The 12805-nt window shown below is 39.8% G+C and carries 14 protein-coding genes; 5 read left to right on the forward strand and 9 right to left on the reverse strand.

What is annotated here, in order from left to right; translation table 11 throughout:
- Positions 1-25 precede the first annotated feature (25 nt).
- Positions 26-307, reverse strand: a complete 282-nt coding sequence (locus tag ACMX3D_RS24350; RefSeq protein WP_482748373.1) for a hypothetical protein — start codon at positions 305-307, stop codon at positions 26-28.
- Between the two features lie 299 nt (positions 308-606).
- Here ACMX3D_RS24350 and ACMX3D_RS24355 point away from each other — a divergent pair, with 299 nt between their 5' ends.
- From ACMX3D_RS24355 to ACMX3D_RS24370, 4 genes are read left to right on the forward strand one after another with little or no spacing between them, the layout of a single operon-like run.
- On the forward strand, positions 607-1875 hold the full coding sequence (locus tag ACMX3D_RS24355) for an MFS transporter (protein ID WP_482748374.1): 1269 nt from the start codon (positions 607-609) through the stop codon (positions 1873-1875).
- Between the two features lie 4 nt (positions 1876-1879).
- Positions 1880-2845 carry an N-acetylglucosamine kinase gene (locus ACMX3D_RS24360; protein WP_482748375.1) on the forward strand — a complete coding sequence of 322 codons (966 nt, stop codon included), beginning with the start codon at positions 1880-1882 and terminating at the stop codon, positions 2843-2845.
- 17 nt (positions 2846-2862) lie between these two features.
- The gene (locus ACMX3D_RS24365) at positions 2863-3606 is read left to right on the forward strand and encodes a hypothetical protein (protein WP_482748376.1); all 744 of its coding nucleotides are present in this window, start codon (positions 2863-2865) and stop codon (positions 3604-3606) included.
- 36 nt (positions 3607-3642) lie between these two features.
- On the forward strand, positions 3643-4461 hold the full coding sequence (locus ACMX3D_RS24370) for an Rpn family recombination-promoting nuclease/putative transposase (RefSeq protein WP_482748377.1): 819 nt from the start codon (positions 3643-3645) through the stop codon (positions 4459-4461).
- A gap of 45 nt (positions 4462-4506) precedes the next feature.
- On the opposite strand, the gene ACMX3D_RS24375 is transcribed toward ACMX3D_RS24370, so the two are convergent.
- The 3 genes from ACMX3D_RS24375 to ACMX3D_RS24385 form a co-directional block, all read right to left on the reverse strand.
- Positions 4507-4749, reverse strand: a complete 243-nt coding sequence (locus ACMX3D_RS24375) for a hypothetical protein (RefSeq protein ID WP_482748378.1) — start codon at positions 4747-4749, stop codon at positions 4507-4509.
- A gap of 155 nt (positions 4750-4904) precedes the next feature.
- Complete coding sequence (locus ACMX3D_RS24380; protein WP_482748379.1) at positions 4905-5453, reverse strand: phosphate-starvation-inducible PsiE family protein; 549 nt, start codon at positions 5451-5453, stop codon at positions 4905-4907.
- 193 nt (positions 5454-5646) lie between these two features.
- Complete coding sequence (locus tag ACMX3D_RS24385) at positions 5647-6573, reverse strand: tetratricopeptide repeat protein (RefSeq protein ID WP_482748380.1); 927 nt, start codon at positions 6571-6573, stop codon at positions 5647-5649.
- Positions 6574-6846: 273 nt separating this feature from the next.
- Here ACMX3D_RS24385 and ACMX3D_RS24390 point away from each other — a divergent pair, with 273 nt between their 5' ends.
- Entirely contained in the window at positions 6847-8889 is a 2043-nt protein-coding gene (locus ACMX3D_RS24390; protein WP_482748381.1) for an elongation factor G, read from the forward strand.
- Between the two features lie 70 nt (positions 8890-8959).
- Here the strand turns inward: ACMX3D_RS24390 and ACMX3D_RS24395 are convergent, their stop codons facing one another.
- From ACMX3D_RS24395 to pgl, 5 genes are all read right to left on the reverse strand, one after another.
- The gene (locus ACMX3D_RS24395; RefSeq protein ID WP_482748382.1) at positions 8960-9391 is read right to left on the reverse strand and encodes a PIN domain-containing protein; all 432 of its coding nucleotides are present in this window, start codon (positions 9389-9391) and stop codon (positions 8960-8962) included.
- Positions 9381-9638, reverse strand: a complete 258-nt coding sequence (locus ACMX3D_RS24400; RefSeq protein ID WP_482748383.1) for a ribbon-helix-helix domain-containing protein — start codon at positions 9636-9638, stop codon at positions 9381-9383. Before ACMX3D_RS24400 ends, ACMX3D_RS24395 begins: the two co-directional genes overlap by 11 nt.
- A 372-nt stretch (positions 9639-10010) precedes the next feature.
- Positions 10011-10754 carry a M50 family metallopeptidase gene (locus ACMX3D_RS24405; protein WP_482748384.1) on the reverse strand — a complete coding sequence of 248 codons (744 nt, stop codon included), beginning with the start codon at positions 10752-10754 and terminating at the stop codon, positions 10011-10013.
- Positions 10755-10892: 138 nt separating this feature from the next.
- On the reverse strand, positions 10893-11699 hold the full coding sequence (locus ACMX3D_RS24410) for an FHA domain-containing protein (protein WP_482748385.1): 807 nt from the start codon (positions 11697-11699) through the stop codon (positions 10893-10895).
- A gap of 276 nt (positions 11700-11975) precedes the next feature.
- The gene (pgl, locus tag ACMX3D_RS24415; RefSeq protein WP_482748386.1) at positions 11976-12698 is read right to left on the reverse strand and encodes a 6-phosphogluconolactonase; all 723 of its coding nucleotides are present in this window, start codon (positions 12696-12698) and stop codon (positions 11976-11978) included.
- Between the last annotated feature and the right edge of the window lie 107 nt (positions 12699-12805).

The following is a 12805-nucleotide window of genomic DNA, read 5'->3' on the forward strand; positions in this document are numbered from 1 at the left end:
CAATACAACCAACCCTATCAAATAACTACTGAATTTGGAATGCAATCATACCAATAAGTACAGCTAGGCCTAAGGCTCTGCGAAAATAGTTCACACCTTGAAATAATTCCAGCCATGCCCAAGTAAACAAAGCTCCATTTGCTAGTATATTTAAGACTGAATTGATTGTGCCACTTGGAAAAACGAAAGTTAATAAACTAGCTACTACCCAAAGAATCAGCGGCGGGTTTGGCATTTGAGCTATAACAATATTGCCATTGCTGTCACGGAAAATTTTATCAATTAATGTATTTTCTGTAGTTTCCATATTTATTAGCTCTCTAATTAGCTAAGAATGCTTAACTTTTATTTAAATATTAGCTGGCATTTAATGCCCTATTCCTTAATTACATTAAAACATTCCAGCAATTCTCAACCATACATCTAATTGCTGAAATTAAAACTATAACTCATATCATAAGATTCTTATAGAATTCCCCCTATAGGTACAGATAGCATTTACTTTTGGAAGAAACGCTAGGCGAGCGAAAATCGCGCACCAGTCGTTCTCAAAGCTATCTTTTCAACGCACTGGTCTATCTCTGTGGTTCAGAAAAAAATTAAACTATGTCACGTTCACCTTCCCCTTGGCTTTACATCCCTACCCTATATTTCGCCTCCGGTGTACCTTATATCATCATCAACACAGTCTCTGTTATCTTTTACAAAAAACTTGGCGTGGACAACACACAAATTGCCGTGTGGACAAGTCTTTTGTATCTTCCCTGGGTGATTAAAATGTTCTGGGGGCCAATTGTTGATACTTACTCAACTAAACGCGCCTGGATACTTTACACCCAACTAGCAATGTTTTGCTGTTTGGGTTTGATAGCCTTTTGTTTACAACTACCTAATTTCTTTTTTATCTCCCTCACTGCATTAACAGTAGGAGCATTTATTTCTGCAACTTACGATATTGCTACAGATGGCTTTTATCTACTAGCTTTAACTCCAGAACAGCAAGCATTTTTTGTGGGAATTCGCTCATTATTTTATCGACTTGCAGTTATTTTTGGTTCAGGACTGTTAGTAGTTTTAGCTGGTCAGCTTGAATTATATCTTGATAATATTCCCTTAAGCTGGACTTTAGCCATTGGTTTTTCTGCTGTAGTTCTAGCAATACTTTGTATCTTTCACCGATTTAGTTTACCGTTACCAGATTTAGATAAGCCACGACAGCTACAAGCCACAGATAAAATACCATTTTGGACAATTATTAGTTCTTATTTTGCTCAAGAAAAAATTCTAGTTATCTTAGCATTTATCTTACTGTACAGATTTGGCGAGGCGATGCTTGTCAAGTTTGCTTCTTTGTTTTTGTTAGATAAACCAGCAGCAGGCGGACTAGGATTATCAACATCAGATGTTGGTTTAGTATACGGCACATTCGGCGTAGTATCACTAATTGCTGGCGGCATATTGGGAGGATTAGTAATTTCTAAATATGGGTTAAGAAAATGTCTTTTCCCTATGGCTTTAGCCTTGAACTTACCAGATTTATTTTATGTTTATATGGCTTATACTAAACCTTCTATAAATTTAGTTTACCCGCTGGTTTCACTAGAACAATTCGGTTATGGTTTTGGGTTTACAGCTTTTAGTGTTTACTTAATGTATATTTCTCAAGGTGAATATAAAACATCTCATTTTGCCATATCCACTGGCATCATGGCTTTAGGTATGATGCTACCCGGAATCGTCAGCGGATATTTACAACCATTATTAGGATATACTTTGTTTTTTAGTTTGGTTTGTTTGCTAACGATTCCGGGAATGATTGTTTTATTTTTCATTCCTTTAAAAGAAGAAGAACAAAAAAAATCTCCTGCACATTAGCACCATGAGTTATGTTTTAGGAATAGATGGCGGTGGTAGTAAAACTGTATGTATTTTGATGGATGATAAACGTCAAGTACTAGGTCGTAGCGAAGCAGGTGCATCTAATTATCAAAGCATAGGTACTGAAGCAGCACTAAAATCAATTTACTCTGCTATTTATGCAGCTGCTAATGCAGCATCAAAGTTCACCAATACCATCAAAATCTCAGCCATCTGTTTAGGTTTAGCAGGTGTTGGACGTTCTGGAGATATTGAAGTCGTAAAAAGTATGGTGCAGGAATTACAAAATAGTCAATTCCTGCCAATTACTTGGGATTTACAGCCAGCTAATATTGTAATTTGCCATGATGCGTTGATTGCTTTAGTTGGTGGAGTCGGTCATGATGTGGGAATTGTAGTGGCTGCGGGTACTGGTTCCATAATTTTTGGTCGAAATCAACGAGGAGAAATGAAAAGGGTAGGCGGTTGGGGATATATTTTAGGTGATGAAGGAAGCGCTTATAGAATTGCTGTTGCTGGTATGCAAGCAGCATTAAAATCTTATGATGGGCGTGAGATATCAACAAGTTTAGTACAAGATTTTAAACAGCATCTTGGTTTACAGAATATAGAAGAATTAATAGAAGTAATATATCGACGTGGATGGGGAGTTAAAGAAATAGCATCTTTAGCGCCAATTGTAGATTTAGCAGCAGCTTCAGGCGATGAATTAGCTAATAGTGTAATTAACGATGCTGTTCAAGAGTTAGTCAAAGCCACATCTACAGTTATTGATGTAATTTTTAGTCCTAACTCAACTTTTCAAATTGTGACTACAGGTAGCGTGTGGCGAGGTAAATCTCAAATACATGAGAGATTTACAACAGCTATAGTTAATCAGTTTCCACAGGTAAAGGTAATATTTCCAAGGTATGAACCTGCTTATGGTGCTGGGTTATTAGCTTTACAGAGTTTGATATCCGGTTAAAGATTTAATCAATCTATATGAATGACAAAAAACTAAGCGATGCCCAATATTATACTTATGAAGCCAGAAAAAAAGATTTGAAATGGTTGCAGCGCACTATTGAGTTATTACTTGAACAGCCGGAACGAGGTAGAAATGAAGAAACAGGAGAATTATTTACAAATGAGACAATAGAAGTAGCAAGAAAGTTACTGGAATTAATGGAGACAGAACAACCAGAATCAAAAGATCTTAGCGAATTATATAAGTTGCTAAAATTTTATAAAGCTGTACGTAATTCCGATTGGGATAATATTTGTACTCACGTTGAAAAATGGCATTGGGTTGCTAATATCTGGGATAAGTTTGAGGGAATACTGGAATTAGATTTATGGAATGGCATTGAGTGTAATTTTTCTTCTATTGCTAAACCATTAATAGCAGAAGGTAAATTTCTTCGACTTGCTACTAGTATTGGATGCTATGGTCACGTATGGTTACGAATTGAGCCTAAAATTAAACAACGAAATATTCAAATTGTGTGGCAAATTAATGATGATAACATTATTCCTTTTTATTATATTCCCACAATTTTTGAAGCAATTATTGATGGTATAATTGACTATTTCCGTAAAACAAATATTGCTCTTACGGCTATGAAAATTATTATTGATAATGGAAGTTATTATGATGTTGATTCTCGAAGTATTGATTACCGAATAGCAGTAACAATAGCTTGGCGGAAGGCTATGGCAAATGCTGAATTGATTCCCCATTTATAGAAGTATAATGTAAGATATTGAATCTACACAATTCTGGTGCAAACAGACAAAATATTCTATAGTTTATTTCAAGCTTTTCCTAGTATATTTTTTGCAATTATTGGCGAAACTAATGTCAATTCAAATATCTATGAATTTGTTTCTGTTGAAATCAAAGAAACAGCCTTTCGCATTGATGGAGTATTTATTCCTAAAAATGAAAGCATAGAGCAACCCTTATACTTTGTAGAAGTCCAGTTTCAACTAGATACAAATTTTTACAGGCGCTTTTTTGCCGAGATATTTCTTTACCTGCGTCAAAACCCATCTGTCAACTTTTGGCGTGCTGTTGTTATTTATCCTCAACGCAGTTTAGATCCAAATGACCAACAGCCTTATCGGTTGTTGCTGGATAGTTCCCAAGTGCAGCGCATTTATTTAGATGAATTGGGTGCAGCAGTAGAAAACTCTCTGCAATTAGCTATTGTGCAATTAATTATTGCTAGTGAAGAGACAGCAGTTAAACAAGGTAGAGAATTAATCTTGCAAGCAAGAGAGCAACTGACAGATGAAACGACCAAAAAACAAATTGTAGAATTGATAGAAACTATCCTGTTGTACAAGTTGACTCAGTTAAGCCGGGAGGAGTTAGCCGCTATGTTAGGTATAGATGACGAATTTAAAAAGACAAGAATGTATCAGTCCTTGAAGCAAGATGCGTTTGAAGAAGCTAAACAAGAAGCAAAGCAAGAAGCAAAACAGGAAGTTAAGTTAGAAACTGTACCTCGATTGTTGGCTTTGGGTTTGAGTGTAGAACAAGTCGCACAAGCTTTAGAGTTAACAATAGAGCAAGTGCAGCAAGCAGCTAATAATTAGTCTGCCTGATGTTATCAGCTGCTTACTGTATTTTAACGACTAGCTTTACATCTTGCCGTGCTGTAACACTTGTTGAAGATGGTGGCGAATTTCTTTTGCTTGCTCTATGTCAGACTGGCGCAATTTTTGGAATAATTCTACACAAGGCTGAGAATTAGCTTCTTGTGCATCTTGGATGTATTGGTCATACGCTTTGACTGCTTCAGCTTTATTGTGCAGTACGGTGACAAAATCGTACTCTAGGTTGCTGATGGGTTGTTGAGATTGTCTGTTACTTGTAGTAGTCATATATTTACCTCATGTAAGTTTCTATTTCATTTCTACTTACCCTAAAGGTGCGGTTCATCTCCCCAAAAGCGTAGAAAAAAGCACAAAGGCTGCTGACGCAGCCTTAAGCAAAAGTTGAGTTTTTATAACCACAGAATTATCACCTATTGGGTAATTTATGTCAGTGGTTGATGTTCATTACACTGATGTGAATACCGGAATTCTTGTTCGTTGTGTTTTTCTCTACCCCCTTGATAGACGATAGGGCAGAATTTAGTATTAGCACTCATGCAATCCATGTGTGGTGTTTTGGCACACACTAGTAATAAGCCTCCTAAGATGAATAACAAACCACAAATAGCGGCTGTTTGAACCCAAGAAATTTCTAAGGCTCCGTGAACAACAACTTCTCGCAGAACGGATACAATGGTGACTTCAACTGCTACGCCAACAGAAATACTATGCTCTTGCAAGTAAATCATGAGCAGCCGAAATAACTCGACTAAAATCAAGACAAATAGTATTTTTGCTGTTACATGTTTATAGTCTAATGTCTGTGTGAGGGCAATAAATATACCCCATATCTGGATGATCATGACTGCAAATAAGCTTAAACACAAGACGATTACAAGTAAGTCTTGAAAAGCTTCCATGTTGCGAGCAATTGAATGTCGATCAAGCCAGCGATCGCAAAATAAAAATCGACTTTTGAAGCGCTTTTGCATTGGTATGTTCCTATTAGGTCAATTTCACACCACACCAGCTAGTAGAAAAAGGCTGAAGTATAAAGTCTGAAGTCTGAAATGAAGAAACTTGTATACTCAGCTTGAGAGTTATTACGAATGGGTATTTTGTTTACGTTGAGATGTACTAGTCTACCCGTTACTATTATTTTGACCTAATATTAAAATTCGTGCCTCAGCGTGGTTGGTAATTTAAATTTTGTACTTGTTGCAACAATTTTTCGGAATTTTGTACCCACTGAACATTACCTTGAGCTTTATATAAAGCTCTGGCATATTGTAATACTTGTGCAGCTTCGGCATACTTTTTTTGCTGCATAAAAACTAACCCTGCACCATAATATGCATTCGGATAGTTGGAGTTAGCTTCGGCTGATTTTCTAAAAGCTGCTAAAGCTTCTTTTAATTTGTTTTGATTAAACCAGATAGTTCCAAGATTGTAGTGAGCTTCTGCATATTTGGGATTAATTTTAATTGCTTGGCGAAAGGCTTTTTTTGCTTGATCAAGCTTTCCTTGTTGCAGATAACATATACCCAGATGATAGTGGGTTTCTGGTGCATTTTTACTATATTCTGCGGCTTTTTTAAAGGATGCGATCGCTCGCTCCCAATTTTGTTGCTGTTGCTGTACTAACCCCAAGTTATAATGCGCAAATCCAAGTTTGGGATCTAATTCTATAGCTCGTTGTAAATAATCATTTGCCTGTTGTACATTATTACCTTCTAATAACGCGCCGCCTAAATTAGCAAAAGCGGGAGCAAACTTAGGATCAGCTTGGGTGGCTTGATAAAATGCGTCGGCGGCTGGCTTTAATTGTCCTGTTTGCCTGTATGCTAACCCTAAATTGTAGTGTGCTGGGGCTAATTTTGGTTCTAGTTGAATCGCTTTTTGAAAGGACGCGATCGCATCTTGCACTCTCCCTGCTTGAATTAACTGTAATCCTTGATTTAACCAATCTATAGCTGCTTGATTAATTGATTGCGCAAGTATCCAAGCAGGCTCAGCAGCAGAAACAGTGGGAGTTATTAACAGAATACTACCACCTAATATAGTGAGATTTATTAACTTGATTATGGGATATTTAAATAATGATAACGACATTTTTCTAAAAGGTTCAGTTACATTTACTTAATAAAAACTTTTCTGATGCTGAGAGTTTTAACAAATATTTTAATTTTTCCATTTAAGTTTTGATTGCTTAATATTTCTTAAGCTAAATCTTACAACTGACTACAATTTTTTTAGCATCTGATTAAAGGGAGGATAATTACAAGTTAAAGAAGGGATCATTCTCTTTTGAGCGAAAGATTATTTATCCCTGAAAAATACATACAGGTAGTGCAGGTAAGAATAACTTACCGCAAGGGAGGTTGTATGAGCGAAAAAGTAAACATGGGTTCGCGGAACGTTGCAATTGTCGGCCCTTATTTAAGTGGAAAAACTACCTTACTTGAAAGTTTATTGTTTGTTACTGGTGCAATTTCTCGCAAAGGCAGCGTTAAGGATGGTAACACAGTCGGAGATAGTGCAACAGAATCGCGCGATCGCCAAATGACTGTAGAAGTTAGCGCCGCCAGCACCGACTATAACAATACTCGCTTTACCTTTATTGATTGTCCGGGAAGCGTCGAATTTGCCCAAGAAACCTACAATGCTTTGATGGGAGTTGATGCAGCAATTGTAGTTTGCGAACCCATCCGCGATCGCGTCCTTACCCTTGCTCCTCTATTTAAATTCTTAGACGATTGGGAAATTCCCCATCTCGTCTTTGTGAATAAAATGGATCGGGCAAATATTCATGTTCTAGAAACATTACACGCGCTCAAAGCTGTTTCTAGCCGTCCTTTGGTGGCGCACCAATACCCCATCATGCAAGGGGAACAACTAACAGGATTTATTGATATGGTGAGCGAACAAGCTTATCAATATCATTCCGGCGCACCTGCTGATCAAATTCCTTTCCCCGAACATCTAAAAGAAGAAGAACATACTGCACGAGCCGAAATGCTCGAAGCTTTAGCAAATTTTGATGACCACTTACTCGAAGAATTATTAGAAGATATTGAACCACCTCAAGAAGAAATTCTCAAAGATTTAAAAATGGAATTAGGGGCAGATTTGGTAGTCCCCGTCTTCTTTGGGGTTGCAGAACAAGATTATGGCGTGAGACCTTTATTAGAAGCATTGCTACGGGAAGCACCAGAACCAGAAACTACAGCCGAACGCCGCTTAAAAGGTATCACCAGCAAAGCACCTTTGGCGCAGGTGTTAAAAACTTACTACACTCCTCAAGGTGGTAAACTTTCCCTCGTGCGGGTTTGGCAAGGTAAATTAACTGATGGGATTGTTCTCAACGGTGTGCGTGCGGGTGGACTTTACCGCCTCATGGGACAACAACAGCAATCTGTCAATGAAGCTGGGGCTGGAGAAATCATTGCTTTAAGCCGGATGGAAGGTATTAAAACAGGAGATACACTTTCCACAGAACAACTTAAAACAACATTTCCCAAAGCAGAAGAGTTAGAACCTGTGTATGCTTTGGCTATCACACCCGAAAAGCGCAACGATGAAGTAAAACTCAGCAGTGCGATCGCTAAACTACTAGAAGAAGATCCATCTCTGGCTTGGGAACAACACGGCGATACCCACGAAGTGATTCTTTGGGGACAAGGTGAGATACATTTGCAAGTTGCTTTAGACAGACTGCGCCGCAAATATAACTTGCCAATGACTACCCATCTACCGCAAGTACCTTATAAAGAAACAATTCGCAAACCTGTAACCTCAGTTCATGGGCGTTACAAACACCAAAGCGGTGGACATGGACAGTTCGGTGATGTGTTCCTCGATATCAAACCCTTACCGCGCGGCGAAGGCTTCAACTTTAAAGAAACCATTGTCGGTGGTGTAGTTCCCAGACAGTATATTCCTGGTGTGGAAGTAGGTGTGCGAGAATTTTTGGCGCATGGGCCTTTAGGCTTCCCAGTTGTGGATGTTTCTGTGACACTAACCAATGGTTCTTATCACACCGTTGATAGTTCTGAACAAGCCTTTAAACAAGCCGCTCGTTTGGCAATGCAAACTGGCATTCCGCAAGCGCAACCCACCTTACTAGAACCAATTTTGCGGGTACAAGTAACCACACCCAGTGAGTTTACCGCTAAAGTACTGCAACTGCTAAGTGGTAGACGGGGACAAATTCTCGGTTATGAAGGCAGACAAGATTGGCAAGGTTGGGATAATGTTTCTGCATATTTGCCGCAAGCAGAGATGCAGAACTTTATTGTAGAGTTGCGATCGCTGACTTTAGGTGTTGGTTCCTTTCACTGGGAATATGACCATCTCCAAGAAGTACCAGAAAAGTTAGCCGAACGTGTTCTTGCTGGTAACGGTAATGGTAACGGCAACGGCAAGTAATATTCAGTGAAAAAAAGTCTTACCTATTTGTGTTTTGGAGTGATAATATTTATCACTCCAATTTCTTGTTTCACAATCCATCCGCAAAAGGATTGGTGAAGCGCACACCCTCAACTATAGAACCTGATGCGAAGTCCTCACTGTAAATTTCTTCTATTTGATTGAGTCTTGCTGTTGCCCAAATTTGCGCATCCCAAAACTGGAAATGATGAGTTTCTACACCGCGAATCGCTTCTAAGATGATAAGCCGTGTAATATCAACAACATGACAAGCCGCTAAATAATTACGCATTCGCTCTAGTGCTTCCGCAGGAGTTAAAAGTAATCGCCTAGCACGGGTTGTTGCCATAAAAAATTCTCCCATTATCTGAGTACTAATTACAGCTTTGCTAGAACGAATTAAGCGGTCAGTAACTGCGATCGCCTGAGCTTGTTTTGTAGTATCCAATGGGTCATAAATATAAACCAAAATATTGGTATCAATTAAAACTCTACCGTTCATAGAGGTCTTCACGCTGCCAGTCTCTACCTCCTGGTTGCGCAGGTCGAGTTTTTATATCTTCGATAAACTTTCTTTCTGCTTCCCAAGCTGCAAGATTTGTTTGGCTCGGAGTGATTTGGCCTAGATGTAAGTCAATTGCTTGGCGGATAATTTCTGCCTCACTAACACCCACTTGCTGTGCTATCTCTTTCAGCCGATGCTCTTGACGCGGCTCAATATAAATTTGCTTACGAATTTTACTGGACAATGGTTGAAGACGATAATGTATACATTACATTATACATTATTTTCAATTAGAAATCACGAATTTAAAGTTGCCTCGTTATCTGGCAAATGTTCCATTTCTTGTGCAATAAGCGACTGAAAATCTTCATCACAGTGGGTATGCAGATGAACTGTAGCAGCTAGTAATTCTCCCAAGATTTCAGCTTGCTGGTTAGTAGTTAAACTGGGTAACTGTAGTTGGTTAATTAAAGCTTGAACTTTACTACATTCTGTACCTAATTCAGCAATTAAAGTAAAGTACTGAGTGTAGAACTTGTAACTGCTAAAGGGTATTCATCTGCGTTCATCTGCGGTTAAATACTAATTTTTACTAGTTTCACTATCATCTATTCTTTTACGTTGAACGATAGGCAACGCGCAGACTTTGAATCAATATAATCAAAGATGCGATCGCCATCAATCCACCCCAAAACCAATAAGGCAAAAGTAAATATCTCTGCATCTGGGCTGTATCTGATAAACCTAAAGAACCCGCACTATAACTAAATAAATAATTAAGTTGGTGGTATGTACTCACACAAGCTTGGACACCTAAAAATTGAATAGCAAATCCTTGCATCCAACGGGGCGCTCTTAAAGCAATACCAAGAATAATTAAACCTAATATAGGTACTGCCAACAAACCAAACCAAGAACGTACCCAAATTACTGTAGAAAACAGCAAGAAACTTCCTAGAATTTGTAAACTTAGGGACGCAGCTTTAAAACTACGAGAAGCCAAAATTAATGCTGCACCTGCAATTGGTGGCCCCATTGGCCCGGCGGCGGCGACTAAACCGGGGCCAAGGGGGCCGAGTGAAGTAGCGATGCGATAAGTAGCTACACCGGAACCATTGCTAAAAATCTCTAACTTTTGAAACTGTCCTCCTAATAGCAGCGCCATTAAGCCGTGTCCCATTTCGTGAAACCAAGTTGCCAGGATAGTGAACGGGTATAAAATATAATCGCCACCTGGAACTTGCCATAACACAGCAGTTGCGATCGCCGCTGCTACTAACCACGTTAGCCCCATACGTTCTACTTCTGGCGGGGCTTCTGTAGAAAGCAAAGTTTCAAAATGTTTTCCGGGTTCCTTCATAGCGCACTTTCCTGAATGTAATTACCCCAAGTAGTGGAGTGTATTTTCATCCATCCTAATCTTTGGAAGTGTGAAGTATGAAGTGTGAAGTGTGAAGTATTAATTTTCAGACTTCATACTTCATCCTTCAGACTTTTTTTAAGTTAATTGAAAGATAAATGTCACCAAATCGCCTTTACCGAGGCTGATGCGATCGCCTGGACGGAGGCGGTGTCTGTTCCCTGGTAATAATGGCAAGTTATTAATGTAAGTGCCATTGGAACTACCGACATCTTCTATATAGAAAGCATCGCCCTCAACGCGAATATCTGCGTGTATCCGAGAGACAATTTCTGAATTACTAAACCCTGAAACATCGATATCGGGGGGGATACGGTCATTGGGCTTACCGATGTGAATTACCGAGAGACTTTGAGGTAATTCAATTTCGCGATCGCTTTGAACATGAACTAACCGCGCTGTCACTTGCTGCAATTGAGTTCTTGCCACAACGGGAGTTGCAACAGGAGGTGGTGCTGGTTGTTCTTCTGGAGCGGGTTCTGGTGCAGCTACTGGTTCAGGCGGTGGAGTAGGAATTGGTGCTTCCACAACCACAGGTGCAGGTGGTGAAGATGGAGGTGTACTTTCAGCAGCTACTGTTGGTGGTACAGGTGCAGGTTGTTGGTTAATTCCTAAAGCATCTGGTTGTAACAGGTCTAACAGTGGATCTGGTTGAACTAAGGGCGGTACTTGTACAGGTACTTCGGGAGCAACTGTAGCAGCAACAGGAGCAGGTGCAACAGCGGAGTGCAGATTAAAACCACATTGACCGCAGAAAGCAGCATCTGCCTGTACCGTTGCTCCGCAGTTGGGGCAGTTACTAGTCGCTGGTAAAGGCGTATAGCAGGCTTCGCACTGGACAGCGCCGTTGGGATTGGGATGATTGCAATTCGGGCAGACGATCATTGATTTAAGCCTTTGTTGAAGATCAGCGTAAGATAGTACCGGCAAGCAGAAAGAACTTTGTAGATGCTTCTGCTTCCACCAATCGGCAGTTTGGCAAGGGGGCGATTCTAGCTTTCGATTTTAACAACTACTCTTGAGGAAGTTAAAAGGTAAAAGGCAAAAGTAAAAAGAATAGACGCTTTTGCCTTTTAACTTTTGACTTTTAAGCTTTTACTCGCATTGAGCCAAAAGGTAGCCTTATTAAACTTTTGCCTTTTTACTTTTAACTTTTGACTTCTAGGCTGGTAGTTCCGCCCCTGCTGCTGAGTCCAGGAGCCACCAAAGTTCGCCTTGCGGCCGAATTAAGCGAGATGGATAGCTAAAGTCATCGGCTTCTGGCGCGAAGACTTTGGCTAAAGCTGGTCGTTTATTCGCACCAGCAACTACAAAAATCACACTGCGAGCAGTGTTGATGAAGGGATAAGTAAAAGTTATGCGGGGATTTCCATCTTTGTTGCCCACAGTAATTAAGCGATCGCTGACTTTCAGTGCTTCTGTGTGGGGAAACAAAGATGCAGTATGGGCATCATCACCCATACCGAGCAAGATTACATCTAAAGCTGGAAACTCACCAGCAGCAGTATGAAAAAATTCTCGCAAATGGGCTTCATGCTTGTCGGCGGATACTGCTGGGTCGCCATCTAAAGTTGGCATGGCGTGAATGTTGGCGGCGGGGATAGCAACGCGATCTAGCCATGCACGCCGCGCCATTAATTCATTGCTATCGGGATGATCTGGGGGAACGTAGCGCTCATCGCCCCAAAAAACGTGGATTTTATCCCAAGGCAAATCTTTTGTAGCGATCGCTTCATATAAAGGTTTAGGTGTACTACCGCCAGATAAGGCAATGGTAAATTGCCCTCGTTGAGCAATGGCAGTTTCCAACTTAGATAAGATTAACGAGAGCGATCGCGCCACCAGCGCTGACTGATCTGATAGAATTTCTACCTGTTTATTCATGGCTTTATGATTACATTGCCGGCTTCCAGCAATACGATACCGAACTTCTTCCAAACCCTCCTTTTAACTTCTGAAACTTTTAACATCATCCATTAAACAGTCATAAT

The sequence above is a fragment of the Anabaena sp. TISTR 8404 genome (genome assembly GCF_056847745.1).